The sequence below is a fragment of the Bradyrhizobium australafricanum genome, assembly GCF_020329495.1.
GTDB classification, from domain to species: domain Bacteria; phylum Pseudomonadota; class Alphaproteobacteria; order Rhizobiales; family Xanthobacteraceae; genus Bradyrhizobium; species Bradyrhizobium australafricanum.
In genome coordinates this window covers 213783-239660 of the sequence record NZ_JAGKJL010000005.1, presented here as the reverse complement: position 1 = coordinate 239660, position 25878 = coordinate 213783, and the positions used below count along the sequence as shown (strand labels likewise).

The 25878-nt window shown below is 64.5% G+C and carries 22 protein-coding genes; 11 read left to right on the top strand and 11 right to left on the bottom strand.

The window, feature by feature from the left end; translation table 11 throughout:
* Both J6525_RS07395 and J6525_RS07390 read right to left on the bottom strand, forming a co-directional pair.
* A partial coding sequence (locus J6525_RS07395; protein WP_225643240.1) for a transposase occupies positions 1 to 205 on the bottom strand: 205 nt, incomplete at its 3' end.
* 390 nt (positions 206 to 595) lie between these two features.
* On the bottom strand, positions 596 to 1156 hold the full coding sequence (locus J6525_RS07390; RefSeq protein WP_376708448.1) for a MarR family winged helix-turn-helix transcriptional regulator: 561 nt from the start codon (positions 1154 to 1156) through the stop codon (positions 596 to 598).
* Between the two features lie 169 nt (positions 1157 to 1325).
* Here J6525_RS07390 and J6525_RS07385 point away from each other — a divergent pair, with 169 nt between their 5' ends.
* The 5 genes from J6525_RS07385 (at position 1326) to fahA (ending at position 7104) form a co-directional block, all read left to right on the top strand.
* The gene (locus J6525_RS07385) at positions 1326 to 2954 is read left to right on the top strand and encodes an FAD-dependent oxidoreductase (protein ID WP_225643238.1); all 1629 of its coding nucleotides are present in this window, start codon (positions 1326 to 1328) and stop codon (positions 2952 to 2954) included.
* A gap of 9 nt (positions 2955 to 2963) precedes the next feature.
* Positions 2964 to 3191 (top strand): DUF2783 domain-containing protein, encoded by a 228-nt coding sequence (locus tag J6525_RS07380; RefSeq protein ID WP_225643236.1) that lies wholly within the window; start codon positions 2964 to 2966, stop codon positions 3189 to 3191.
* A 229-nt stretch (positions 3192 to 3420) separates the two neighbouring features.
* Entirely contained in the window at positions 3421 to 4374 is a 954-nt protein-coding gene (locus tag J6525_RS07375) for an MBL fold metallo-hydrolase (protein WP_225643233.1), read from the top strand.
* Positions 4375 to 4376: 2 nt separating this feature from the next.
* Entirely contained in the window at positions 4377 to 5723 is a 1347-nt protein-coding gene (gene hmgA, locus J6525_RS07370) for a homogentisate 1,2-dioxygenase (protein WP_225643231.1), read from the top strand.
* A gap of 109 nt (positions 5724 to 5832) precedes the next feature.
* Positions 5833 to 7104, top strand: coding sequence for a fumarylacetoacetase (gene fahA, locus J6525_RS07365; RefSeq protein WP_225643229.1), 1272 nt, complete (start codon positions 5833 to 5835; stop codon positions 7102 to 7104).
* Between the two features lie 239 nt (positions 7105 to 7343).
* On the opposite strand, the gene J6525_RS07360 is transcribed toward fahA, so the two are convergent.
* Together J6525_RS07360 and J6525_RS07355 are read right to left on the bottom strand one after the other, a co-directional pair.
* A complete protein-coding gene (locus tag J6525_RS07360) occupies positions 7344 to 7655 on the bottom strand; it encodes a DUF1272 domain-containing protein (RefSeq protein ID WP_028335203.1) in 312 nt (103 codons plus the stop codon).
* Positions 7656 to 7736: 81 nt separating this feature from the next.
* On the bottom strand, positions 7737 to 8213 hold the full coding sequence (locus J6525_RS07355; protein WP_050384067.1) for an Lrp/AsnC family transcriptional regulator: 477 nt from the start codon (positions 8211 to 8213) through the stop codon (positions 7737 to 7739).
* 123 nt (positions 8214 to 8336) lie between these two features.
* Here J6525_RS07355 and hppD point away from each other — a divergent pair, with 123 nt between their 5' ends.
* A complete protein-coding gene (hppD, locus tag J6525_RS07350; protein ID WP_225643227.1) occupies positions 8337 to 9455 on the top strand; it encodes a 4-hydroxyphenylpyruvate dioxygenase in 1119 nt (372 codons plus the stop codon).
* 165 nt (positions 9456 to 9620) lie between these two features.
* On the opposite strand, the gene J6525_RS07345 is transcribed toward hppD, so the two are convergent.
* From J6525_RS07345 to J6525_RS07330, 4 genes are all read right to left on the bottom strand, one after another.
* Positions 9621 to 10733 carry a CaiB/BaiF CoA transferase family protein gene (locus J6525_RS07345; RefSeq protein WP_225643225.1) on the bottom strand — a complete coding sequence of 371 codons (1113 nt, stop codon included), beginning with the start codon at positions 10731 to 10733 and terminating at the stop codon, positions 9621 to 9623.
* Between the two features lie 348 nt (positions 10734 to 11081).
* Positions 11082 to 11882: an FAD binding domain-containing protein gene (locus tag J6525_RS07340; protein ID WP_225643223.1), complete on the bottom strand. Its 801-nt coding sequence runs from the start codon at positions 11880 to 11882 to the stop codon at positions 11082 to 11084.
* Between the two features lie 13 nt (positions 11883 to 11895).
* On the bottom strand, positions 11896 to 14235 hold the full coding sequence (locus J6525_RS07335; RefSeq protein WP_225643220.1) for a xanthine dehydrogenase family protein molybdopterin-binding subunit: 2340 nt from the start codon (positions 14233 to 14235) through the stop codon (positions 11896 to 11898).
* 90 nt (positions 14236 to 14325) lie between these two features.
* Complete coding sequence (locus J6525_RS07330; protein WP_028335209.1) at positions 14326 to 14811, bottom strand: (2Fe-2S)-binding protein; 486 nt, start codon at positions 14809 to 14811, stop codon at positions 14326 to 14328.
* Between the two features lie 404 nt (positions 14812 to 15215).
* Here J6525_RS07330 and J6525_RS07325 point away from each other — a divergent pair, with 404 nt between their 5' ends.
* From J6525_RS07325 to J6525_RS07310, 4 genes are all read left to right on the top strand, one after another.
* Positions 15216 to 16931, top strand: coding sequence for a PQQ-dependent dehydrogenase, methanol/ethanol family (locus tag J6525_RS07325; protein WP_225643218.1), 1716 nt, complete (start codon positions 15216 to 15218; stop codon positions 16929 to 16931).
* Between the two features lie 26 nt (positions 16932 to 16957).
* A complete protein-coding gene (locus J6525_RS07320; protein WP_312009753.1) occupies positions 16958 to 18163 on the top strand; it encodes a c-type cytochrome in 1206 nt (401 codons plus the stop codon).
* A gap of 135 nt (positions 18164 to 18298) precedes the next feature.
* Positions 18299 to 18979, top strand: coding sequence for a response regulator (locus J6525_RS07315; RefSeq protein ID WP_092090006.1), 681 nt, complete (start codon positions 18299 to 18301; stop codon positions 18977 to 18979).
* Between the two features lie 280 nt (positions 18980 to 19259).
* On the top strand, positions 19260 to 20000 hold the full coding sequence (locus tag J6525_RS07310) for a LuxR C-terminal-related transcriptional regulator (protein ID WP_092079258.1): 741 nt from the start codon (positions 19260 to 19262) through the stop codon (positions 19998 to 20000).
* Positions 20001 to 20105: 105 nt separating this feature from the next.
* Here the strand turns inward: J6525_RS07310 and J6525_RS07305 are convergent, their stop codons facing one another.
* On the bottom strand, positions 20106 to 21479 hold the full coding sequence (locus J6525_RS07305; protein WP_092079252.1) for an ATP-binding response regulator: 1374 nt from the start codon (positions 21477 to 21479) through the stop codon (positions 20106 to 20108).
* Positions 21476 to 22648, bottom strand: coding sequence for an FIST N-terminal domain-containing protein (locus J6525_RS07300; RefSeq protein ID WP_092079249.1), 1173 nt, complete (start codon positions 22646 to 22648; stop codon positions 21476 to 21478). The genes J6525_RS07305 and J6525_RS07300 overlap by 4 nt, the downstream gene beginning before the upstream one ends.
* A 464-nt stretch (positions 22649 to 23112) precedes the next feature.
* Here J6525_RS07300 and J6525_RS07295 point away from each other — a divergent pair, with 464 nt between their 5' ends.
* On the top strand, positions 23113 to 25146 hold the full coding sequence (locus J6525_RS07295; protein WP_225643214.1) for a methyl-accepting chemotaxis protein: 2034 nt from the start codon (positions 23113 to 23115) through the stop codon (positions 25144 to 25146).
* A 190-nt stretch (positions 25147 to 25336) separates the two neighbouring features.
* Here J6525_RS07295 and J6525_RS07290 read toward each other — a convergent pair whose 3' ends face one another.
* Positions 25337 to 25705 carry a DUF3175 domain-containing protein gene (locus tag J6525_RS07290; protein WP_225643212.1) on the bottom strand — a complete coding sequence of 123 codons (369 nt, stop codon included), beginning with the start codon at positions 25703 to 25705 and terminating at the stop codon, positions 25337 to 25339.
* Between the last annotated feature and the right edge of the window lie 173 nt (positions 25706 to 25878).

Below are 25878 nucleotides of genomic sequence, written 5' to 3'. Positions count from 1 at the left end.
GCAACGCCCGCCACTGGCAGCCGGTCGAAACGATATAGAGGATCGCTTCGATCACACGACGCAGCTCCGTCTTACGCGGCCGGCCGCGCCGGTTCGCTCGCGGCAACAGGCGTCTGATCAGCGCCCACTCCGCATCGGTCATATCGCTTGCATAACGCAGATCGTCCCGCCGATATTGCTCCCGAGTGATCTTGGTCCAGGGCATCGTGCTCTCCCTCGAATCTTTGCAAATCCGATGGAATCACACCCCACTGAGATCACTCACCCATTTTTCAGTCAGGCTCTCAGGATGACGGGTTTGGTAGAGCTGCTGCGGATTAGCGCAGCGTGATCCGCCGGCGGCGCGTGGTTCATCGGCCGACTACGCCTTCGGCTAATCCGCCCATGTAGCTGACGCGTCGTCCCGGCCTCATGTTGAGTTGGGCGTGAAGCCAACCCCGGCGTCGTCCTGGCGAAGGCCAGGACCTATAACCACAAATCTCGCTTGTTTGGCTCGCTGCAACGACGGGTCCCGTTCACAACACCGGCCGCGGCGTATGGGTCCTGGCTTTCGCCAGGACGACAGCGGAGCGTGTGTCCAAAGCCGAGCGCATGTCTAATACACGTCCTTCGCGTCGGCCTCTTCGCTGGTCTGCACCAGCTCGAGGCTGTTCTCGACCTTGCCGAGCAGGCGGCCGAGGTCGCGGCGCTCCTGTGCGGAGAGGCAGGACAGGATCTCCTGCTCCTTGCGCAGCAGGCGCGGGATCAGTTCCTCGTAGAGCGCCTGGCCGTTTTTGGTCAGTCGCAGGCGGAATTCGCGGCGGTCGTCGGCGTTCTCGACGCGCTCGACGATCTCGCGCTCCATCAGCGCCGACACCGCGCGGCTGATGGTGGATTTGTGGGTGCGCGTGCAGTGCGCGATATACTGCGCGCTGCAGGGATCGCTGCGGAAGCCGAGCGTTGCGAGCACGCGCCACTCCGGAATGTCGAGGCCGTAGCGCGCCTGATATTCGCTCGACAGCGCCGAGGACACCTCGGCCGCCAGCCGGTTCAGGCGGAACGGCATGAAATGGAAGAGATCGAGGCGCTTCTTGGTCGGCGCGATGGTGTCGCGCACCTCCGCTTCCACGGCACTGCGCGGCCGGGCTGGAGGCTGGCTTGCAGAGGTCCGTGCCAAAAATCCCTCCAATTTGAGTTGACGGCAGCCCCGACTGGGGGTTTAAGATGGTTGCAAGTGAGACTAATTTAGCAAGGTCGCGGCCGGCTCGCAAGGTCCCGGTCGCACGCCGGTCACACAGAACCGTAGCCAGAGGCCGCGGCGCAAGGGAAACATCCAGGGTCACGCAATGGCACACGCCAACACGGCACAGGCCAAAACCCAGTTCGGCTATCGCCGTCACCCCGACCAGGAGCGCTCGGGCGCCAATGTCGCGGAGCATCCCGTCGTCGTGGTCGGCGCCGGACCGGTGGGATTGTCGCTCGCGATCGATCTCGCGCAGCGCGGCCAGCGCGTGGTGCTGCTCGACGATGCCGATCGGATCGGCGAAGGCTCGCGGGCGATCTGCTTCTCGAAGCGCTCGCTGGAGTTCTGGGATCGCCTAGGCGTCGGCGACCGCATGGTCGAGAAAGGCGTGGTGTGGAGCGTCGGCAAGATCTTCCACGGCGCCTCGCAGCTCTACCAGTTCAATCTGCTTCCGGAGGAAGGCCACAAGCGGCCCGCCTTCATCAACCTGCAGCAGTTCTACGCCGAGGCCTATCTGGTCGACCGGGTCGGGCAACTGCCTGAAATCGACCTGCGCTGGCGCAACAAGGTGATCGCGCTGGAGAGCCGCAACGATGGCGTTGCGCTGACCATCGCAACTCCCGACGGCTCCTACCAGGTGCACGCGACCTTCGTGGTCGCCTGCGATGGCGCCCGTTCGTCGCTACGGCAGATGGTCGGCGCGGAATTCGCAGGCCAGGTGTTCGAGGACCAGTTCCTGATCGCCGACGTCAAGATGACGGCGGCGTTCCCGACCGAGCGCTGGTTCTGGTTCGATCCGCCGTTCCATGCCGGACGCTCGGCGCTGCTGCACAAGCAGCCGGACGACATCTGGCGGATCGATCTGCAGCTCAACCCGGATGCCGATCCGGTGGCCGAGAAGCAGCCCGAGAATGTCCGGCCGCGGATCGAGCGCATGCTCGGCCACGACAAGTTCGAGTTCGAATGGATCTCGCTCTACAAGTTCCAGTGCCGCCGGATGGCAAAATTCATCCACGGCCGGGTGATCTTTGCCGGTGATTCCGCCCACCAGGTCTCGCCGTTCGGCGCGCGCGGCGCCAATTCCGGGCTCGAGGACGCCGAGAATTTGGCGTGGAAGCTCGACCGCGTGCTGCGCCGGCTGTCGCCGGAGGGCTTGCTGGAGAGCTATCACATCGAGCGCAGCGCGGCGGCGGACGAGAACATCCGCGAGTCCACTCGCTCGACCGACTTCATGGCGCCGGTGACGAAACAGGAAGCGCGGCTGCGCCAGGCCGTGCTGTCGCTCGCCAAGGACACCGAGTTCGGCAAGCGCATGGTCAATGGCGGGCGGCTCTCGGTGCCGTCGGTCTACGACACGCCGCTGTCGAGCGGCGATCGCGACGATTGGCGCGGCGGCCCGCGGCCGGGCGCTTCGATGCCGGATGCGCCGGTGATGGAGCAGGGCGGTGGTTCCACCTATTTGACCGATGTTTTCATCAGACAGGGAACGCGCTTCACGCTGCTGGAGTTTGGCAATGGCGCTGCGGTCGATGTCCCGGACGGCGTCGGCAGCATCCGGATCGGCGGCGAGGATGGGCTGGTCGACGCGCAGGGTCTTGCCGGCAAGCGCTACGATGCCGAGCCCGGCACCGCCTATCTGCTGCGGCCGGACGGCTATGTCGCGGCACGCTTCCGCAACGCGGCGCGGCCGGCACTTGATGCGGCGCTGGCGCGCGCAGCCGGCCTGAACTGAGGAGCAGTCATGGCGCTGTCGACCGGTTCGAATTTCGCAAAGCCCGACGACGCCTTCCGCGCCATCGTCGAGGCCCATCGCGGCCTCACCGAGGCGCAGAGCGCCGATCTCGATGCTGCGCTGGTTCTGGTGCTCGCCAACCATATCGGCGATCTCGACGTGCTGCGCGAGGCGATCGCGCTGGCGAAGCGGCGGATGCTTGATGCAAGCCAGCAGCAACAGCAGCAACAACAATAGTTACGAGCTGAACCAGGATGGATCTTTATCAAGTCGCGCAGCAGCCTCCGCCTCACCTCGCCCCGCTTGCGGGGAGAGGTCGGAACGCATCGTCAGATGCGTTCCGGGTGAGGGGGAGCTTCCGCAGACACATCTGTCACCGTGAATGCGGAGACAGCCCCTCACCCCAACCCTCTCCCCGTAAGGACGGGGAGAGGGGGAAAGCGCTTGAACGGACAGGATTGAACTGATGGCCAAAGGTTTCGCATCGACCACGGATATTTCGGAGAAGAAGGTTACCTTCTCCGAGATCGGCACCGATCTCTATGCCTTCACCGCCGAGGGCGATCCCAACACCGCCGTGATCGTCGGCGACGACGGCTGCCTGGTGTTCGACGCGCAGGCGACGCCGGCGATGGCCAACAAGGTGATCGAGCGGGTCAAGACCGTCACCGACAAGCCGATCAAATATGTCGTGCTGTCGCACTATCATGCGGTGCGTGTACTCGGTGCCTCCGCCTATCACGCGCAAGGCATCGTCGCCTCGCAGGAAACCTATCGCCTGATCGAGGAGCGCGGCCAGCAGGATTGGGATTCCGAATATGGCCGCTTCCCGCGGCTGTTCCAGGATGCCGCGAGCATCCCCGGCCTGACCTGGCCGACGCTGACCTTCGAAGGCGAGATGTCGATCTATCTCGGCAAGCGCGAGGTGCGGCTGATGCAGCTCGGCGCCGGCCATACCTCGGGCGACATCGTCGCCTGGGTGCCGGATGCCGAGGTGATGTTCTCCGGCGATCTGATCGAATATCACTCGGCGTGCTATTGCGGCGATGCGCATTTGCGCGAATGGCCGACGACCTTGAACGAGATTCGCGCCTTCAATCCGAAGGCGATCGCGCCGGGCCGTGGCGATGCGCTGAAGGGCCTCGCCACCGGGCGCGATGCGATCGCGATGACCCGCGATTTCGTCACCACGCTCTACGGTGCCGCCGAATCATCCGTCGCCAAGGGCCGCAGCCTGAAGGAATCGATGGCGGCAACGCGCGAGGTGATGGATCCGAAGTTCTCGAGCTTTGCGATCTACGAGCACTGCCTGCCGTTCAACGTTTCGCGCGCCTATGACGAGGCGTCGGGGATCGACGATCCCGTGATCTGGACCGACAAGCGCGACCAGGAAATGTGGGCCGCCCTGCAAGGAGGATAGCGATGAACATCAATACCTCGCCTGATCAGATCGTGCGCAGCTCAGGGCAGGTCACCCCGGGCTACATGTCCGGCTTCGGCAACAGTTTTGAGACCGAGGCCTTGCCCGGCGCGCTGCCGATGGGGCGCAATTCGCCGCAGCGCTGCGCCTACGGGCTCTATGCCGAGCAATTGTCCGGCTCGCCGTTCACGGCGCCGCGCGGCACCAATGAGCGCTCCTGGCTCTATCGCATCCGCCCGTCGGTGCGGCACTCCGGCCGCTTCGCCAAGGCAGATAGCGGGCTGTGGCGCACCGCGCCGTGCCACGAATACGACATGCCGATCGCACAGCTGCGCTGGGACCCCGCGCCGATCCCGAAGGAGGACATGACCTTCCTGCAGGGCGTGCAGACCATGACCACGGCGGGTGATGCCAACACCCAGGCCGGCATGGCGGCACACATCTACCTCATCACCAAATCGATGGTCGATCAGCATTTCTACAATGCCGATGGCGAGATGATGTTCGTGCTGCAGCAGGGCAATCTGCGTTTCGTCACCGAGTTCGGCCGGATCGACGCCGAGCCGGGCGAGATCGTGGTGATCCCGCGCGGCGTCAAATTCCGCGTCGAAATTCCCGGCGGCCCGGCGCGCGGCTATCTCTGCGAGAATTACGGCGGCGCGTTCACGCTGCCGGAGCGTGGCCCGATCGGCGCCAATTGCCTCGCCAATTCACGCGACTTCCTGACGCCGGTCGCGAGCTACGAGGACAAGGACACGCCGACCGAGCTCTACGTGAAATGGGGCGGCTCGCTGTTCAAGACCACGCTGCCGCATTCGCCGATCGACGTGGTCGCCTGGCACGGCAATTACGCGCCCTACAAATACGATCTGCGTACCTTCTCGCCGGTCGGCGCGATCGCCTTCGATCATCCCGATCCCTCGATCTTCACGGTGCTGACCTCGCCGTCGGAGACCGCGGGCACCGCGAATATCGACTTCGTGATCTTCCCGGAGCGCTGGATGGTGGCCGATAACACCTTCCGTCCGCCGTGGTACCACATGAACATCATGTCCGAGTTCATGGGCCTGATCTACGGCGTCTACGATGCCAAGCCGCAGGGTTTCGTGCCCGGCGGCATCAGCCTGCACAATTGCATGTTGCCGCACGGTCCCGACCGCGAAGCCTTCGAGCACGCCAGCAACAGCGAGCTGAAGCCGGTCAAGCTGACCGGCACGATGGCCTTCATGTTCGAGACCCGCTTCCCGCAGCGCGTGACCGAACATGCGGCGAAATCGTCGACGCTGCAGGACGATTACTCGGATTGCTGGAAGGGCTTGGGGAAGAAGTTCGACCCGAACAAGCCGTGAGTTTGTGTCCCTCGTCATCGCCGGGCTTGACCCGGCGATCCATCGCGCTTTCTGAAGATGGATGCCCGGGTCAAGCCCGGGCATGACAGCTTCTTGATTGGAGGAATCAGTGACCCACCCCAACGACCCAAAGCTCCGCTCCTTCATCGACGTCGCCCCGACCTCCGACTTCCCGATCCAGAACCTGCCCTATGGTGTGTTCTCGTCGAAGGATGGCCTTGCGCCGCGCGTCGGTGTTGCGATCGGCGATTATGTGCTCGACCTCTGGGAGCTCGAGCAGGACTCGCGGCTCGATGTCGGGCCGCTCGGCGTGTTCTCGCAGCCGTCGCTCAACGCCTTCATGGCGCTCGGGCCGAAAGTGTGGTCGGCGACGCGGGCGCGGATCAGCGAGCTGCTCCGCTCGGATCATCCGGAGCTGCGCGACAACAGGGAATTGCGGGCGCGGGCGCTGGTGCCGATGGCCGACGTCAGGCTGCACATGCCGTTTGCGGTCTCGGGCTACACCGATTTCTATTCGTCGAAGGAGCACGCCACCAATGTCGGCGTCATGTTCCGCGGCAAGGACAATGCGCTGCAGCCGAACTGGCTGCATATGCCGATCGGCTATAACGGCCGCGCCTCGACTGTGGTCGTGTCGGGTACCAAAGTGCGCCGCCCCCGCGGCCAGCTGAAGCCGCCGACCGCTGAGGTGCCGAGCTTCGGCGCGTGCAAGCGGCTCGATTTCGAGCTCGAGATGGGCGTGGTGGTTGGCCAGGCCTCGCCGATCGGCGAGATGCTGACAGAGAAGCAGGCCGAGGAGATGATCTTCGGCTTCGTCATCCTCAACGACTGGAGCGCGCGCGACATCCAGCAGTGGGAGTACGTGCCGCTCGGCCCGTTCCAGGCCAAGGCGTTCGCGACCTCGATCAGCCCGTGGGTGGTGACGCGCGAGGCGCTCGAGCCGTTCCGAATGCAGGGCCCGGCGCAGCAGCCGGAGCCGCTGGCGTACCTCAAGCAGACCCAGCCGAACAATTACGACATGCAGCTCGACGTTGCGCTGCGCGCCGGTGCGATGAACGAGGCGAAGACGATCTGCAGCACCAACTTCAAATACATGTACTGGTCGTCGGTGCAGCAACTCGTGCACCACGCTTCCAGCGGCTGCGCGATGAATGTCGGCGATCTCCTGGGCAGCGGCACGATCTCCGGCCCCGAAAAGCATCAGCGCGGCAGCCTCCTGGAAATCAGCTGGAACGGGACCGAGCCGGTCGAACTCGCCAGCGGCGTCACGCGCTCGTTCCTGGAGGACGGCGATTCGCTCGTCATGCGCGGCTGGTGCCAGGGCGACGGCTATCGCGTCGGCTTCGGCGAGGTCGAAGGCACGATCGTGGCGGCGGAGTAGCTCGCGTTGCTTCACCTCCCCTTGAAAAGGGGAGGTCGGTTTGCGCAGCAAACCGGGTGGGGAATCCGGTCTCTCCGTAGACGCCAGCGCTCGCGGCTGGCCCTCATCCCACCTTCCCGCTTTCAGGGGAGCCCGACAGCGGGGCCGTCATTGCGAGGAGGGAAGCGACGAAGCAATCGATCCGGCCCCGGCATGGAGAGAATGGATTGCTTCGCTGCGCTCGCAATGACGAGTGAGTCTCACCGTTCCTCGGGCCTGACATCCCTCAAGCGCGCCGTATTCGCCGCGACGTCCTCGAGGCTGTACTTCAAATGCACCCGCTTGTCCGACGGCGGCTGGTTGACCGTGCAGACACCTGGCCGCCACGGCTTGGCCGGGCGGATCGGCCGCGGCGCGAAACCGCCGCCGCAGTTCGGGCAGACATTGCCGAGCCTGGTCTCGGCGCAGTCCGCACAGAACGTGCATTCATAGGAGCAGATCCGCGCGTCGGTGGCGCTGGGTGGCAGGTCCTTGTCGCAGTATTCGCAGTTCGGTCGCAGCTGCAGCGCCATGGTTCGTCTCTCTTGCCGTTGTCGGAATGATCGCAAGCCAAGCCGCAAAAGCGAATGGCGGATTTCCCTCGATTCGAGCCATCACGCCTGAAGCGACTTCAGCGGCAGCCTGGTGCTCTCCTTCAGGCGGTCGAGCACGATCGAGGAGCGCACATGGGCCACGCTCTGGTGCGGCATCAGCACATTGTTGACGATGTCGGACAGACTCTTGAGATCGCGCAGCATCACCTTGAGCACGTAGTCGGCATCCCCGGTCAGCGCGTAGGCCTCCTGGATGTCGTCGACGCGGTTGACCAGCTCGCGAAACCGCTTGGCGTTGTCGGGCGAGTGGGTCGCAAGCGTGATGTGGATGAAGGCGATCAGGCCGAAGCCGAGCGCCTCGCCGGCGAGATCGGCGTGGTAGCCGGCGATGACCTTCTCTTCCTCCAGCCGCATCCGCCGCCGCGAGCATTGCGAGGCGGAGAGCCCGACGAGGTCGGCCAGCTGCTGGTTGGTCAGCCGGCCATCGTCCTGCAGCGCGGCGAGCATTTTCAGGTCGAAGGCATCGACTTCAGGCATGCGAAGAATGTCCATTTCATGCATGGATCGTGCGCGACAATAGCAAAAAGGGACTTATTTTGCATGCACGTTGCACAGCAAGTGACGGAAACTGATCTCCAGACAAATCAGGGAGTTGCCGCCATGGGTCCGTTTCCGCACGATGCGCCGCCGGCCGAAATCAGCACTGAGAACCCGATGGGTACCGACGGCTTCGAGTTCGTCGAATATGCCCATCCGAATCCGGCGGAGCTGCACGCCCTGTTCAAGCTGATGGGTTTCGTCGCGGTCGCCCGCCACCGGACCAAGCAGATCACGGTCTATCGCCAGGGCGACATCAACTACCTCGTCAATGAGGAGCCGGGCAGCCACGGCTTCAACTTCGTCGCCGCGCACGGTCCCTGCGCGCCGTCGATGGCATTCCGCGTCGTCGACGCCAAGCAAGCCTATGAACGCGCGCTCGCGCTCGGCGCGGAGCCGGCGGATGTCGCGCCCGCAGCGAAGACGCTCGATGTGCCCGCGATCAAGGGCATCGGCGGCAGCCTGCTTTATTTCGTCGACCGCTACGGCGCCAAGGGCTCGGCCTATGATGCCGAGTTCGAATGGCTCGGCGCGGCCAACCCGCGCCCCGCAGGCTCGGGCCTGTATTACGTCGATCACCTCACCCATAACGTCCATCGCGGCCGGATGGATGTCTGGACCAGCTTCTATGCAAAACTGTTCAACTTCCGTCAGATCCGTTTCTTCGACATCGAGGGCCGCGCATCCGGCCTGTTCTCCCGTGCGCTGACCAGTCCAGACGGCAAGATCCGGATTCCGATCAACGAGGACGCCGGCGATTCCGGTCAGATCGAGGAATATCTCAACGTCTACCGCGGCGAGGGCATCCAGCACATCGCCTGCGGCGCGCGCGATATCCACGCGACGGTCGAGAGGTTGCGCGCCGACGGCCTGCCGTTCATGCCGTCGCCGCCCGACACCTATTTCGAGCGGATCGACGCCCGGCTGCCCAAGCATGGCGAGGACGTCGCGCGGCTCAGGACCAACGGCATCCTGATCGACGGCGAGGGCGTGGTCGACGGTGGCCAGACCAAGGTGCTGCTGCAGATCTTCTCGGCGAACGCGATCGGGCCGATCTTCTTCGAGTTCATCCAGCGCAAGGGCGACGACGGCTTCGGCGAAGGCAACTTCAAGGCGCTGTTCGAATCGATCGAGGAAGACCAGATCCGCCGCGGCGTGCTGAAGGTCGATCACGCGGCGTAGGCCTTGGAGGGGAGCGCGTTCGCTCAAAACTCTCAGTCGTCGTCCCGGCGAAGGCCGGGACCCATAACCACCGAGTCTAGTTGTAGAAGGGATCGCGGCCCCAACGTCGCACAATAGCCGGCATTTGGGGTAATGGGTCCCGGCCTTCGCCGGGACGACGGTGAATTACTTCCCCGCCTTCCACGCGCTGGTCACGTCGCCAATATTCGCCAGTTCCGGCTCGCGGATCGCCGACGGCGTGCGCGAGAAGCGCGGCGCGGGGGCGGGCTGGGTGACGCCGTGGCGTTCGACGAACGCTTGGCGGGTCGCCATGTGCGGATGCTTCGGCGCTTCCTCCATGGTCAGGATCGGCGCGAAGCAGATGTCGGTGCCTTCCATGATCTGGCACCAGTCCGCGCGCGACTTGCTCTTGAACACCCGGGTCAGCTTCTCCTTCAGCGCCGGCCAGGCCTTGCGGTCCATCTGCGCGTCGAAGTCGGCGTCGGTCAGGTCGGCATGCTTGCGCAGCAGCGCGTAGAACTGCGGCTCGATCGAGCCGATCGAGATGAAGTTGCCGCAGGAGCATTCGTAGACGCCGTAGAAATGCGCGCCGCCGTCCAGGAAATTCTGGTCGCGGCCGCCGCTCCAGCGGCCCTGCGCGGCCATGTCGTAGAACATCGACATCAGCGAGGCCGCGCCGTCGCACATCGCGGTATCGACGACCTGGCCCTTGCCGGACTTCTGCGCTTCCAGAAGCGCTGCGAGCACGCCGACCACGAGGTAGAGCGCGCCGCCGCCGAAATCGCCGACCAGGTTGAGCGGCGGCACCGGCTTCTCCTTGGTTCCGATCGCGGCCAGCGCGCCTGTGATCGAGATGTAGTTGATGTCATGGCCGGCGGCATTGGCCAGCGGGCCTTCCTGGCCCCAGCCGGTCATGCGGCCATAGACCAGTTTTGGATTGCGCGCGAGCACGACATCGGGGCCGAGGCCGAGGCGCTCCATCACGCCGGGACGAAAGCCCTCGATCAGCGCGTCGGCGTGGCCGAGCAGGTCGAGCACTTCAGCAATCGCCGCCTTGTTCTTGAGGTCGAGCTCGATGACCTTGCGGCCGCGGGTTGCGACCGCCTTCAGATTCTTGCCGGCGCCGACCCGATCGAGCGTGATGACCTCGGCGCCCATGTCGGCGAGCAGCATGCAGGCGAACGGGCCGGGACCGATGCCGGCGAATTCGACGATGCGGAAGCCGGCGAGCGGGCCCGAGGTGCGGGCGGCGGTCTGGGAGGCAGGTTTATCGAGCACGTTGTTCTTCCGTTGGTTGCGGGGCGCTAGGCGGCTGAGATGTCACGGCTGGCTTGGTGCCGAACTTCATGCGTTCTCCCAGCCGTCCGTGGGACGGTATTTTAATTAGCTGATTAGCTAAATTGTCTCGCCTAAAGCCGGATGTGGCAAGCACCTTTTGTCCTGTGCCGCCGGTAAAAACGCGAACGGCGCGCATCGCTGCGCGCCGTTGCAGACTTGTGTTTAGGCGCTAAAGCGCGATGAGGTTCGTCATCACGCTTTAGCCCTTTGTTTGAGCATGATCTCCGCGCAAACGCTTCGCGTTTGTCGCGAGGAAAACCGCTTCGCACTTTTCCGGATCATGCTTGATCAACCGGCCGCGGTCACCGCCCGCTGTCCCATCACCTTCACGAGGTTGGCGCGGTAATCCGCCGAGCCGTGGATGTCGGCGAGCAGGCCGCTCGCCGGGATCGTCACGCTGTCGAGCGCCGAGGCCGCCCAGTTCGCCTTCAGCACCTGCTCGATCGGCGCGACCCGCATGACGCCGCTTTGCGACGCACCGGTCGCGGCGACGCGGACGTCACCCGACTTGGTCTTGGCGACGAACACGCCGGTTAGCGCGAAGCGCGAGGCCGGGTTCGGAAACTTCGCGTAGCCCGCCTTGGCCGGGACCGGAAACGACACCGCGGTGATGATCTCGCCATCCTCGAGCGCCGTCGTGAACAGGCCCTTGAAGAAATCATCCGCCGCGATCGACCGCTTGTTGGTCTTGACCGTTGCGCCGAGCGCCAGCACCGCCGCCGGATAATCCGCCGCCGGGTCGTTGTTGGCGAGCGAGCCGCCGATCGTGCCGCGATAGCGCACGGCGGGATCGCCGATCATCGACGCGAGATTGGCGAGCGCCGGGATCGCCTTCTGCACCGCGTCGCTTTGCGCCACATCGTAATGCGGCGTCGCGGCCTTGATGGTGACCGTGTCGCCCGACACCTCGATGCCGATCATCTCCTGCACCTTGGAGAGGTCGATCACGTCGGAAGGCGCGGCAAGACGCTGCTTCATCACCGGAAGCAGGGTTTGTCCGCCGGCGAGGAATTTTGATTCCGCGCCTTTGGCGAAGGTTGCGGCGGCGTCAGCGACCGAGGAAGCGCGGTGATAATTTGTTTCGTACATGGCTCTTCCTCCCTCAACCGTGAATGGCGTGCCAGACGCGATCGGGCGTCGCCGGCATTTCCAGCTTGTTGTTGCCGATCGCGTCCGTGATCGCGTTGATCACGGCAGCCGAGGCGCCGATCGCGCCGGCTTCGCCGCAGCCCTTGACGCCGAGCGGGTTGCCCGGACACAGCGTCGTGGTGTGGGAGAGCTGGAACGAGGGCAGGTCGTCCGCGCGCGGCATGGTGTAGTCCATGAAGGACGCAGTCATGAGCTGACCGGTGCCGTCATAGACGACGCCTTCGAGCAGTGCCTGGCCGATGCCCTGCGCAAGACCGCCATGGACCTGGCCCTCGACGATCATCGGGTTGATCAGCCGTCCGAAATCGTCGGCCGCGACGAAGTTGACGAAGGAGGTCTTGCCGGTGCCCGGATCGACCTCGAGCTCGCAGATATAGGCGCCGGCCGGGAAGGTGAAGTTGGTCGGATCGTAGAACGCCGTCTCCTTCAGGCCGGGTTCCATGCCATCAGGCAGGTTATGCGCGGTGTAGGCGGCGAGCGCGACCATCGGCAGCGCGATCGACTTGTCGGTGCCGGTGACCTTGAACTCGCCGTTCTCGATCACGATGTCGCTCTCGGACGCCTCGAGCGCATGCGCCGCGATCTTCTTGGCCTTGGCCTCGACCTTCTCCATCGCCTTCACGATCGCCGTGCCGCCGACCGCGAGCGAGCGCGAGCCGTAGGTCCCCATGCCGAACTGCACCTTGTCGGTGTCGCCATGGACGATCGAGACCTGGCTGATCGGCACGCCGAGCCGCTCCGCGATGATCTGGCAGAACGTCGTTTCGTGGCCCTGGCCGTGGCTGTGCGAACCGGTGAGCACCTCGATGGTGCCGACCGGGTTGACGCGGATCTCAGCCGACTCCCACAGGCCGACGCCGGCGCCGAGACTGCCGACCGCCTTCGACGGCGCGATGCCGCAGGCCTCGATGTAGCAGGAGATGCCGATGCCGCGCAGCTTGCCGTCGGCTTTCGCCTTGGCCTTGCGGGCCGGGAAGCCGGCATAGTCGATCGCCTTCATCGCGGCGTCGATCGAGGCGTGGAAGTCGCCGATATCATATGCCATGATCACAGGCGTCTGATACGGGAACTGGGTGATGAAGTTCTTCTTGCGCAGCTCGGTCGGATCGACCTTCAACTGCCGCGCCGCCGTCTCCATCATGCGCTCGATCAGATAGCTCGCCTCGGGGCGGCCGGCGCCGCGGTAGGCGTCGACCGGCGTGGTGTTGGTGTAGACGCCGATCACCTCGGCATAGATCGCCGGGATCACGTACTGGCCCGACAGCAGCGTCGCGTAGAGATAGGTCGGCACCGCCGAGGAGAACAGCGACATATAGGCGCCGAAATTGGCGTGGGTCTTGACCCGGAGGCCAAGGATCTTGTTGTCCTTGTCGAACGCCATCTCCGCCTTCGAGACATGGTCGCGGCCATGCGCGTCGGTGAGGAAGGCTTCCGAGCGGTCACCGGTCCACTTCACCGGACGGTTGACCTTCTTCGAGGCCCACAGCGCCACCATCTCTTCCGGATAGATGTAGATCTTGGAGCCGAAGCCGCCGCCGACGTCAGGCGCGATCACGCGCAGCTTGTGCTCGGGCGCGATGTTGTAGAACGCGGACAGCACGAGGCGGGCGACGTGCGGATTCTGCGACGTCGTGTAGAGCGTGTAGTGCTCTTCGGCCTGGTCGTAATGCGCGATCGCCGCACGCGGCTCCATCGCGTTCGGCACCAGGCGGTTATTGGTGAGGTCGAGCGTCACCACATTGGCCGCCTTGCTGAAGGCATCCTTGACCGCGGCTTCGTCGCCGAGATGCCAGTCATACACGATGTTGCCGGGAGCTTCGGGATGAAGCTGCGGCGCGCCCGGCTTGATCGCGGCCTTGATGTCGGCCGCTGCGGGAAGCTCTTCGTAATCGACGACGACCGCTTCGGCGGCGTCCCTGGCCTGGTTCTTGGTCTCGGCGATCACGACCGCGACCGCCTGCCCGACAAAGCGCACGGTCTCCGGCGCCATAGCCGGCCACGCGCCCATTTTCATCGGTGAGCCGTCCTTCGAGGTGATGGCCCAGCCGCAGATCAAATTGCCGACCTTGTCGTCGACGATCTGCTGTCCGGTCAGCACCGCGATCACGCCGGGCATCTTCATGGCCTCGGCGGAATCGATGCCCTTGACCTTGGCATGGGCATGCGGGCTGCGGATGAAGTGAGCGTAGCTCATGCCGACCATTTTGACGTCGTCGACGTAACGTCCTTGTCCGGTGATGAACCGGCGATCTTCCTTGCGCACGACACGTGCGCCAATTCCTTCAACACCCATTGTCTAGTCCTCCCGACCGGAGATTCGATTTGCCGCCGTTTCCATCGAGACCGGCGGTGGTGAGCTTGATCGTGTGCGGTGCGTGGCGCGCTATTCGGCGGCCTGCGCAACCTTCATGCGGCCGGCTGCGTCGAGCACCGCCTTGACGATGTTGTGGTAGCCGGTGCAGCGGCAGATATTGCCCTCGAGCTCGTGGCGAACCGTTTCCTCATCGAGCTTGCCACCATGGCGGTGCACGATGTCGACAGCGGACATGATCATGCCGGGGGTGCAATAGCCGCACTGCAGGCCGTGATTGTCGCGGAACGCCGCCTGCATCGGGTGCAACTCGTCGCCCTTGGCGAGGCCTTCGATCGTGGTGACGTTGCAGCCCGCGGCCTGGCCGGCCAGCATGGTGCAGGATTTGACCGCCCGTCCATCGACATGGACGACGCAGGCGCCGCACTGGCTGGTATCGCAGCCGACATGGGTGCCGGTGAGGTTCAGGTTTTCGCGCAAGAGGTGCACGAGGAGGGTTCGGTCCTCAACGTCGACCGAGACCGCCTTGCCGTTTACCGTCAGTTTGACTGTAGACACGCGTTTCTCCCAATAGCTTCGTTATGGGCCCAGTAGACCACGCTTCATGTGGGTCGTAACCGCGATCAAAGTCGTAGTCGCGGCCCTGTCATGAAGGCGCCGGGCAGTGCCTGCGATCCTAGCAGGCGGCCGTTCAATGGGCAATTTGCAAGCAGCCGGCGGCGTGCTCCGGCGCGACGAAATTGCCCGGCAGCGCAAGCGGTTTTCGGCAAACTGACGGTGCTCGCCGCACGCCAAAATCGTCGCCGCGATCGCTACTACCTTCCGCCTATAACGACGCAAAAGCGTTGCTGTCATTTTCATCGCCGACGCAGCGACGGAAGATCGCTGGTTCACGAAATTGGGTCGAGAGACGCGCGCGCGATGCACCCATCGCGGCAACGAAACCATATTGGAGGAAGCCAATGAAGCTGAGGAGCGGGATTTTCTTTGCCGGCGTGTCGCTGGTCGCCATGGTGCTGGCAGGCATTGGTGCGTCGAAAGCTAATGATTCCGTCGTGAAGGCGGCGTCCGATCCCAACGGATGGGCAATCGCCGGCCACGATTACGGCAATACGCGCTTCAGCCCGTTGAAGCAGATCAACTCCGAGAATGCCGGCAAGCTGCAGCTGGTCTATTCGCTGTCGCTGGCTTCGCTCCGCTCCAACGAGTCGTCGCCGGTTGTGATCGGCAAGAACCTGTATGTGTCGACCTCGTGGGGCCCGAAATACGTCTATGCGATCGATGCCGCGACCGGCGCGCGCAAATGGACCTGGCAGCCCGATATTCCGGATGACGTGCTTCAATACGCCTGCTGCGACGTCAACAATCGCGGCGTGTCCTATGCCGACGGCAAGATCTTCGTCGGCCGGCTCGACGGCAAGCTGACCGCGCTCGACGCCGAGACCGGCAAGGAGCTCTGGACCTCGACGGTCGTCGACTACAAGCAGGGCTCGGTTATCACCTCGCCGCCGCTCGTCGTCCGCGACAAGGTCATCACCGGTTTCGGCGGCGGCGAATACGGCGTCCGCGGCGCGTTGCAGGCGTTCTCGCTCAAGGACGGCAAGCTGCTCTGGCAGACCTACACGGTGCCGGCGCCGGGCGAACCCGGCAGCGACACCTGGAAGGGCGACACCGGGCTGCACGGCGGCGGCGCCGCCTGGCTGGTCGGCTCCTACGATGCCAAGTCCGACACGGTCTACTGGGGTACCAGCAATCCGGGGCCGTGGAATACCGCGGTGCGCTCCACCGGCGACGGCAATTTCGGCAAGCTGACCAACCTCTACACGGCCTCGACGCTGGCGATCGATCCCAACACCGGCAAGATCAAGTGGCACATCCAGGGCACGCCGGCCGACGCCTGGGACTATGACGGTGTCAACGAGCTGCTGCTCGCCGACCTCAAGATCAAGGGCACCGAGACGCCCGTGCTGATGAAGGCGGACCGCAACGGCTTCTTCTTCGTGGCCAACCGCGAGACCGGCAAGGTGATCTCCGCGGAGAAATACGTCTTCGCCAACTGGGCCAAGAAGTGGGACGTCAACACGATGCGGGCGGAAGAGGATCCGGACAAGCGTCCGGGCCCGGGCCATCCCGCCAAGGATATCTGCCCGAACCTGATCGGCGGCAAGAACTGGCAGCCGATGTCGTTCAACCCGCAGACCGGCCTCGTCTACATCCCGAGCAACAATGTCTGCATGGACTGGTCGGTCTCTGACGTGAACTACAAGCGCGGCGTGTTCTATCTCGGCGCCGAATTCCCGACCAAGCCGGGCCCCGGCGGCTTCCTCGGCGAGCTCGTGGCCTGGGATCCGATCGCCAACAAGAAGGTGTGGAGCATCAAGGAAGATCTGCCCTTCAACGGCGGCACGCTGACGACCGGCGGCAATTTGGTGTTCTCCGGCAACCTGCATGGCGACTTCCGCGCCATCGATGCCAAGAACGGCAAGGTGCTGTGGAGCAAGAACCTCGGCAGCGGCATCGGTGCAGGTCCAGTGACCTATTCGGTCGACGGCAAGCAGTATGTCGCGATCGTGGTCGGACGCACCGCGGCGCTGCCGGCCTTCCTCGGTGACATCGGCAAGAAGATGGTCGCCGCGGCGCCCGAAGGCGGCTCGCTGTTCGTGTTCGCCCTGCAGTAACGATCGTCAAGGAGGCAGCATTGCCCGTGTCTTGCATCGCCCGAAACGAACTGCGCACCCCCTCGCGCAACACGCGGTTGGAACATGCAATCCGGACCGTGCTGCTCTCCGCCCTGCTCATGGTGCCGGCCCTGGCGGCCGGCGCCGACGAGACAAAGCCGCCGCTGCGGCTCTGCGCCGATCCGAGCAACCTGCCTTTCTCGAGCGACGACCCGGGCAAGCCCGGCCTCTATCTCGAGATCGGCCAGGCGGTGGCGCAGAAGATCGGCCGCACGGTGAGCACCTACTGGTACAAGTCCTATTTCGGCAAGCGCACGGTGCGGGAGACGTTGCTCAGCAAACAGTGCGACGCCATGGTCGGCCTGCCGCTGATCGACGATTTCATGGGCCCGGCGGTGATCTTCTCGAAGCCGATCGCCCATGAGGGCTATGCGCTGGTCGGCAGCAAGGATCGCAAGCTTGCCGGCATCGACGACCTCAGGGGATTGCGGGTTGCGGTGCAGTATCAATCGACGCCGCAGAACCTGCTCGCGCTGCGCGACGACATCCGGAAGGTCACCGTGCTCAGCCCGGAGGAGGGCATGGCGGCGCTCGAACAGGGCAAGGTCGACATCGCCTTCATCTGGGCGCCGGTGGCGGGTTGGCTCAACAAGACCAGCTACGGCGACAAATATCAGATCGTGTCGACCGAGGGCGACGGCCTGCTCTGGGCGACCGCGATCGGTTTCGCCAAGGCGTCCGGCGCGCTGCGCGATGAAGTCGACGGCGTGCTGCCGGGGCTGCAGGGGGAGATTGCCGCCCTGTTTGCCAAATATGGCGTGCCGAACAGCGCACCGGTGAAGTTCGGCGAGGCCGACCGCGCGACGACGTCGTCCGTCGGCGCCAGCGAGCCCGTCACGGTCGGGCAGGCGGCCGCGGCGGCCGAGAAACCGGTTCAGACCGCCGCGACCGCCGGCGACGCCAAGGGGGATGCCACCGCCGGGCGGGAGGTCTTCAACGGAACCTGCGCGCATTGCCACGGCCCGGACGCGGTGCAAGCCGAGCGAAAGATCGATCTCAGGCTGCTCAAGAAGCGCTATGCTGACGACATGGAATCGACATTCTGGAAGACGGTCCATGACGGGCGGCCGGCCAAGGGCATGCCGGCCTGGAAGGACGTCTTCAGCGACGACGAGCTCAGAAACGTATATGTCTATCTGCAGAGCGTGCAGGATACCGGCGGATCGAACTAGAAGCTGCGGTTCGCAAGAGGAGCGTTTTCGAGCGAAGTGGATACCGGTTCGCGTGAAGAAAACGCGTCAGAACATGAATCGAGAGCCTCGTTCCGATCCAATCGGAACGGAGGCTTGAGCAGTGCGAGGGTCCTCATGATGGGGTTCCTGATCATCGACGATCACCCCCTGTTCGGGGAGGCGCTTGGCAACGCCATCCGCATCTCGCATCCCGATGCCCGGATCTATGAGGCCACCTCGATCAAGGGGGCCCTTGGCATCCTCGCCAGCGAGCCGAATATCGACTTGGCGCTGCTCGATCTGCTGCTGCCCGACGTGGTCGGCTTCTCCGGCTTCCAGAAGATCAGGGATCGCTATCCGCGGCTGCCGATCGCCATCGTCTCGAGCGAAGAGGACAAGCATACCATCCGCGAGGCGCTCGAAATGGGCGCGGTCGGCTATCTGCCGAAGTCGACCTCGCTCGGCGAGCTCTCGCAGGCGATCGCGCGCGTGCTGAGCGGGTCGGTCTCGGCGCCGCGGGATTTCGTCGCGGTCGGTGCGCTGGAACAGTCCGAGACGGCGCGGACGCTGCGCGAACGCATTCAGAAGCTGACGCCGCAGCAGATCCGCGTACTCCATCTGATCATCCGCGGCCTGCAGAACCGCGAGATCGCTGCCGAGCTCAAGCTCGCGGAATCCACCGTGAAGGCGCATGTCACCGAGATCCTGCGCAAGCTGAAGCTGTTCAGCCGCAACAAGGCTATCATCGAGCTCGGCAAGATTCCGCTTCCGGTCCCGGAGGTCTGTTCGGGCGCAAAGGCGGAGAAGGCGCCCTAGTGTGCTGAATGCGAAGTTCGTGCGATTTCGCGGCAGCCACTTTCACGAACTTCGCATTCATAAAGCACACTAGAATCATAAGTTTGCTAGTGTCCTTATCGAATCCGAAGTTCGCTCCGAAGGTGCGGCAAATGATGCGAACTTCGGATTCGGGACACTAGCCGTGCTGCACTGCGAGGCGGACGCATTCGAAATCCTGCCTATAGGCTGCCACCCGGCTTTGAGATAACGTCGTGCGCACAATGGCTGTCATGAGCATCCGAGGGAGGACGGCGCAGCATTGACCACGACCGCGCCCCTGGCGGACGAGCCGCCGCTCGGCAAGGCGGGTGCGCCTCGACTGCTGATCGTCGAGGATCACCCGCTGTTCCGTGCCGCCCTGATCGGCGTGATCGGGGCCGAGTTTCCCGATGCCGAGGTGCTGCAGGCGACGTCGATCGACGGTGCGCTGGATGTGATCGCGGCGCGCGACGGCCTCGATTTGATCCTGCTCGATCTGTCGATGCCCGGGACCACGGGCCTGCTCGGCGCCTACCGGGTGCGTGCCGCCGCGCCGCGCAGCGCGCTTGTGATCGTGTCGGCGCATGACGATCCCCGGATCGTCGGCGGCGCGATCTCGCTCGGGATTTCCGGCTACATCCCGAAGTCGACGCCGAAGCTTGAGCTGGCGCGGCTGTTGCGCGGCATTCTCGAAGGCGCGGTGTGCCTGCCGCCGCGCTTTCGCGATACCGCCGCCGCGCGGAAGGCCCAGGCCGAGGCGCGCGAGCTGGTGCAGCAGCTCGGCCAGTTCACCGCGCAGCAGCTTCGCGTGCTCGACATGATCTGCCGCGGCCTGCAGAACAAGCACATCGCCTATGAGCTCGATATCTCGGTCACCACCGTGAAGGTGCATGTCTCGGAGATCCTGCGCAAGCTCGGCGTGCGCAGCCGGACCGAGGCCATCATCGCGCTGTCGAAGCTGGACTTCGGCAAGCACGACCACGCGCCGGTGACGGCCTCGCCGTCGTCGCATGGCGCCTAGAGCCTTTCCTGTTTCGATGGAATCGCAACGGGAAGGCTCCAGGTTTCTGTCTTGACGCGTTTTCTTCACGCGAACCCGTATCCACTTCGCTCGAAAACGCTCTGCTCATAACCGCGCACCCGACTGCTCCGCCGCCAGCAGGAACGACAGCAGCGAGCGCATCTCGGCGGGCTTGATCGGCTTCTTCAACAGCTCATGGCCGAAGGCCGATACGTCGGAGGCGGCCTTGGCCGAGTAGTCGGCGGTCACGATGATCGCCGGAACCTTGGCGTTGATCTCGCCGCGGATGACATCGACGGCCTGAATGCCGGTCTCGCCATTGTCGAGATGCAGATCGGCGATGATGGCGTCGGGAATGCCGTCGAGCGCATGGATGCGCTCGAGCGCCTCGGTCTTGGAGATCGTCACCGCGACGTCGCAGCCCCATTTCTCCAGCAAATGGGCGAGCCCCTCGGCGCTCGAGAGGTCGTTCTCGATCAGCAGGATCTTGGCGCCCTCCATGCCGCCATAGCGATAGTCGACGCTGGCCTGTTCGCGCACCGGGATCGCAACCGGATCCTGGCTGCGGGGCACGGTGACCGAGAACACCGAGCCCTTGCCGGCGCGCGAGCTCAGCCTGATGTCATGTCCGAGCAAGTCGGCAAACCGCCGCACGATCGAAAGACCAAGCCCGATGCCGGCCTTGTCGCCGGCGCTGGTTTCGCCGCGCTGAAACTCGACGAAGATGGCTTCGCGCTGCGCTTCCGGAATGCCCGGCCCGGTGTCGTGCACCTCGATGCAGATGTCATCGCCCCTGGCACGGCATCCCATCAGCACGCTGCCGCGCTGGGTGTAGCGCAGCGCATTGGCGACGAGGTTTTGCAGAATCCGTCGCAGCATCAGCGGATCGGAGCGAACGACCGCGGACGACGGCATGATCCGGAAACCGAGATTGCGCTTGGCGGCGGTCGCGACAAATTCCTGCTCCAGCGGCTCGAACAGCGAGGCGATCGCGACCGGTCCGAATTCGGGCCTGAGCACGCCCGCATCGAGCTTGGAGATGTCGAGCAGCGTCCGCAGCATGTCCTCGAGCGTCGCCAGCGAACGGTCGATCTGATCGGTCAGCGCGACGCTCTTGGACTCGGTTGCCATCTCGGTCAGCGCGGACAGCGTCAGCCGCGCCGCATTCAGCGGCTGCAACAGATCGTGCGTGACCGAGACCAGCACGGATGATTTCAAAGAGCTCGCCGCTTCGGCCTGCTGCTTGGCCTGCAGCAGGCGACCATTGGTTTTCTCCAGCGATTGCAGCGCCTGCTTGAGCTGCTGGGTGCGGTCGCGCACCTGCTGATCCAGCGCGATCGCGGTCTCGAACAGCGAGAAGGCGTTGAGCTGCTGATCGGTCGAGCGCTCGACGCGCGACATCAGCGCCGCGTTGATCTTGCGCAGCTTCTCTGCCTCGCGTTCGAGCGCCGCAATTCGCGTGGTCTTGGTATCCGTCATTGCGGCGCGAGTGCCCGCTTGCCGATGGCGATGCCGGTCAGCGTCTGGTTGACATGCATGGAGCGATACTGCTCGCCATAGGTCTGAAAGCCAATCACTTTGTTGCGGCGATAGAGCTCCGACATCTCCCGCGACAGCTGGCGCTGCTCGACGTCGAGCCGGCGCAGCACGCATTCGAAGCCGATGAACATCGAGACCTCGCCGAGATCCTCGGTCAGCTCCTTGAGCAGGCGGCTCGTCACGTCGATCGGGTCGCGCTCGCGCGCCACCGTCAGCACCATGCCCTCGTCGATGGCGCAGAAGAATTGCAGCGATCCGTCCGGGTTGGTGCGCTGAATCGACCGCGCGTAATAGGCGCCGCCGACGCGAACCAGCACGGGATGCGCGGCGAACGAGAACAATTCGAGCTTGCTGTCGCTGAGGCCGACGGCGCGGGAATATTCCAGCGCGGCCGGCTCGGCATTCAATTCCTTGACGATGCGGTGCTCGATGTCGGCCTCGGTCACCACCATCTTGGTCGAGGTCGGTTCGAAGTGGTCGCACTTGAACAGGCGGAACGGCAGCCGGGTCCGGATCAGGATCAGGACGGCGGCATCGGTAAAGGCCTCGCCGCCATGGAAGACCCACGATTTCTCGAAGCGCAGGCCGTCGCCGGCGGAGCCGCCGACCACCGGGATGTCGCCGAGCGACGCATAGATCGCCGACATGATGGTCTCCTCACGCTGGCACATGCCGTCGATGAAGAGCAGCCCGAAGGAATCATGGGTATGATCGCAATGCTCGGTGCGTTGCGCGAATTCGTTCTGCAACTCGGTGCAGATCGAGCGGCCGTGATCGACCCGAAATGTCGAAAGGTCGAACAGCGGCCGGGCCGCGATGACGAAATCGGCCGCGTTGAAGCCCATCGCGACGACGCTGTCCTCGTCCCAACCGCCGGGCGACAATTCGCCGGCCGTGGTGCAGCCGAAGATCGGTACGTCGGGCATGCGGCTGGACAGTTCGGCAATGAATGTCTGCGGCTCGTAGACCGGCGACACGAACACCACGAGCATCGCGAGATCAGCCGCCGCCAATTGGCGCGCGATCTCGTCGGCTGCTTCCCGCGGCCCGTCGGTCTTTGCCTGCACCACGACAATACTGTCGGCGGCGCTACCGTTCTGCTTCGCCAAAGGCGCTCTCCCTAACCAGAATTTTTGCTTTTCTTGGCGCGGCCGATTGAACCCGCGCGGGTCGTGAGGGCATCCGGACCATGCCGCGATGGCTGGCGTTCCGGCTTGCCCGTGGCTTTCAGGTCGTGAGGGGAAATGCCATTGGCCGGGCGACTGCGCCGGCAGCTACGCTCGCCGCAAGCGCCAATAGCGCCGGTCGACGCGATGACATGGGACACCTCCCGATGTGTGTTCTCCTGGCCCGGGCAGGGTCAGGTTTGATCGGTTCTAAACTATCGGGCCGGACCCGCGCGTCAATCGCCTTACCCACCCGGCTAGCCCGACCAAGGTAGTATCGCGCCGGACCGGGCGGCCGCTGCCCATTTACCGGGCCTTATCGATTTTGCCTTAGTTTTGCGCTCCGGGGTCTGGGGCGGGTTGCTGCCGGACCCCGCGTGGTTTTCAGAATGAAGACGGGGGTTGGAATGCCGGGGCTGAAGCGATCGTTGTCGATCAGGATCCCAACCCTCAGATTTCGCGCCAAGATCATGCTCGGCTTTGCCGTCACGCTGGCGCTTTCGGCAGCCACCATGGGCTTTGCCTATATGGGCTTCGAGCGGGTCTCCGCCGGCGTCGGCTCCTATCGCCAGAGCGTCGCGGAAGCCGATCTGGCCCGCAACATCGATCGCGAATTGATCTCCTACCGTTCGCTGGCGCGCTACTTCGTTGCGACCGGCAAGGAGGACGACGCCAAGGCCGCGCTCGCCGCCGAGGGCAGCCTGAAGGATGCCATCATGGCGTCGATGAAGGGCACCACCAACCCGGCCCGGCTCGAGCAGATCACCAAGCTGGAGCGCGAGTTCCGCGCCTTCACCAAGATCTTCGCCGAGATCGTCCGCATCAAGAACGAGAGCGCACAGACCGCGCAGAACAAGCTGACCCGCAGCGCGACCTCGATGCGCTACAAGCTCGACGATCTCCCGAGCAACGCCGATGATTCCGAGCTGCAGTCGATCCAGTTCGGCGCCAAGAAGGTGGCCGACCAGCTCCAGTCGATCACCGGGGCCGTCAATACCTTCGTCGTCAACGGCGACAAGACGGTCGCTTCCAGCGCGCTCGCCCGGCTGAAATTCGCCGACAATCTGGTGAAGGCGATCACCTCGAATAACGAGCGGATTACCCAGAGCGTGAAGGACATCACCGCGCTGCTCGAAGAGTACCGCGAGGCGCTCGCCAAGCTGATCGCGAACGCGAAGTCGATCGACGAACTGACCGTCGAGATGACGGAGTCCGCGGCCGCCATCAGCCAGGGCGCGGCGGCGATGAAGTCCGATCTGCTCGCCGACCAGAAGCGGCTTGAAAACGAATCGCACACCATGATCGGCGAGACCGAGCAGCTGATCCTGATGCTCGCCGCCGGCAGCTTCGTGCTCGGGCTGGTCTGGGCGTTCCTGCTGGGCAAGGGTATTTCGCGACCGATCGCGGCGATGTGTGCGGCGATGCGCGAGCTCGCGGCGGGCAATTTCGACGTCGTGCTGCCGGGCCTCGGCCGCCGCGACGAACTCGGCGAGATGGCCGGCGCCGTAGAGGAGTTCAAGGTCCAGGCGATCGCCAAGGCCGAACGCGATGCCGCGACCCAGGAAGCGCAGAACAAGGCGAGTGCGACCGCGCGGCGCAACGAGCTGATTCGCTTTGCCGACGAATTCGAATCCGCGGTCGGCTCGATCGTCTCCAACGTGTCGGCCTCCGCCGTGCAGCTCGAATCCGCGGCCGGTACGCTGACCCGGACGGCGGAGACCACGCAGAACTTGTCGAGCCAGGTCGCCGGCGCCTCGGAGGAAGCCTCCAGCAACATGCAATCGGTCGCCTCCGCAACCGAGGAGCTGTCGGCGTCCGTCGACGAGATCGGCCGTCGCGCCAAGGAGTCGAGCCAGATCGCCGATTCCGCCGTGCGTCAGGCCGAGCAGACGGATGCCCGGATCGGCAAGCTCTCGCGCGCAGCGCAGGAGATCGGCGACGTCGTCAAGCTGATCACGGCGATCGCCGAGCAGACCAATCTGCTGGCGCTGAACGCCACCATCGAGGCCGCGCGCGCCGGCGACGCCGGCCGCGGCTTCGCGGTGGTTGCGGCCGAGGTGAAGTCGCTGGCGAGCCAGACCGCCAGGGCCACTGACGAGATCTCCACCCATATCTCGGGCATGCAGGCGGCGACGCAGGAATCGGTCGCAGCGATCAAGGAGATCGGCGGCACCATCGGCCAGATCTCCGGGATCGCGACCAACATCGCAAGCTCGGTCGAGCAGCAGAGCGCGGCAACGCAGGAGATCGCGCGCAGCGTGCAGAACGTCGCGCAGGGCACACAGGAAGCGGCGTCCAGCGTCACCCAGGTGAATCGCGGCGCCACCGAGACCGGAGCTGCGTCCGAGGAGGTGTTGAACTCGGCCCGTTCGCTGTCGGTCGAGAGCTCGCGGCTGCGCGAGGAGCTCGACCGCTTCATGGCCAATATCCGCGCGGCGTAAGACGCGCGCGGATCTATCCGTCGTCGTCCTGGCGAAAGCCAGGACCCATTACCACCACTCACTATTATTTTAAGCACAACTCGCCGCGTGCCCTTTTGTTGGGCCGCGGCGTATGGGTCCTGGCTTTCGCCAGGACGACGAATTAATTGCCTGCGCCGGGACAACGCTGTTGGTTGGTGAGATGATGCGACTAATCCCGTCCGAACTGATGCTTCAACTCGACCTTGGCGCGCTCCAGCCGCGACCGCTCGATCTTCGGCAGCGTCTTGCCGGCGCGGTTGATATAGAAGGTCAGCATCGAGAGCGCGGAACGATAGGCGCCGCTCTTGCGGCGCGCGCTGTGCTCGGCGGATTGCTTCAGCGATGATGCGATCTTCTTCGCGCAGGTCTGCTTGAACACGCCGCGCTTGAGGTCGAGCGCGTCGCTCTCCTTTGTCACCCGCTGCGACCAGCGCTTCGCCGTCCTCTTGCTTGTGCCACGCCTGCGACGCGTCGTGCTCGTCGACCGTGCCGGTGATGTCCTCGCCGTCTTGCGCGTTGCTTTCTTGTGTGCGGCCATCGATGCCTCCGTGTCTTTTGAGCCGAGAACAGTTCGCCGCGATCGCGGTTCCTATGCCGCATTGCGGGAACCCTTGCCGGCCTGCGGCGTTGACACCGCGTGGCGGGCACTCCGTTTGCCGCAATTCCGGGTGAGTGAGCCTTGGAACAGATCGTTCCGGGGTTTTTCTCATT

Bases quoted from the DNA above. Each gene is read 5' to 3' on its own strand.
- hppD (WP_225643227.1), top strand. From the start codon at position 8,337: ATGGGTCCGTTTCCGCACGATGCGCCGCCGGCCGAAATCAGCACTGAG.
- J6525_RS07375 (WP_225643233.1), top strand. From the start codon at position 3,421: ATGGCCAAAGGTTTCGCATCGACCACGGATATTTCGGAGAAGAAGGTT.
- J6525_RS07380 (WP_225643236.1), top strand. From the start codon at position 2,964: ATGGCGCTGTCGACCGGTTCGAATTTCGCAAAGCCCGACGACGCCTTC.
- J6525_RS07360 (WP_028335203.1), bottom strand. From the start codon at position 7,655: ATGGCGCTGCAGCTGCGACCGAACTGCGAATACTGCGACAAGGACCTG.
- J6525_RS07340 (WP_225643223.1), bottom strand. From the start codon at position 11,882: ATGTACGAAACAAATTATCACCGCGCTTCCTCGGTCGCTGACGCCGCC.
- hmgA (WP_225643231.1), top strand. From the start codon at position 4,377: ATGAACATCAATACCTCGCCTGATCAGATCGTGCGCAGCTCAGGGCAG.
- J6525_RS07305 (WP_092079252.1), bottom strand. From the start codon at position 21,479: ATGACGGATACCAAGACCACGCGAATTGCGGCGCTCGAACGCGAGGCA.
- J6525_RS07315 (WP_092090006.1), top strand. From the start codon at position 18,299: ATGATGGGGTTCCTGATCATCGACGATCACCCCCTGTTCGGGGAGGCG.
- J6525_RS07355 (WP_050384067.1), bottom strand. From the start codon at position 8,213: ATGCCTGAAGTCGATGCCTTCGACCTGAAAATGCTCGCCGCGCTGCAG.
- J6525_RS07385 (WP_225643238.1), top strand. From the start codon at position 1,326: ATGGCACACGCCAACACGGCACAGGCCAAAACCCAGTTCGGCTATCGC.
- J6525_RS07325 (WP_225643218.1), top strand. From the start codon at position 15,216: ATGAAGCTGAGGAGCGGGATTTTCTTTGCCGGCGTGTCGCTGGTCGCC.
- J6525_RS07290 (WP_225643212.1), bottom strand. From the start codon at position 25,705: ATGGCCGCACACAAGAAAGCAACGCGCAAGACGGCGAGGACATCACCG.
- J6525_RS07295 (WP_225643214.1), top strand. From the start codon at position 23,113: ATGCCGGGGCTGAAGCGATCGTTGTCGATCAGGATCCCAACCCTCAGA.
- J6525_RS07335 (WP_225643220.1), bottom strand. From the start codon at position 14,235: ATGGGTGTTGAAGGAATTGGCGCACGTGTCGTGCGCAAGGAAGATCGC.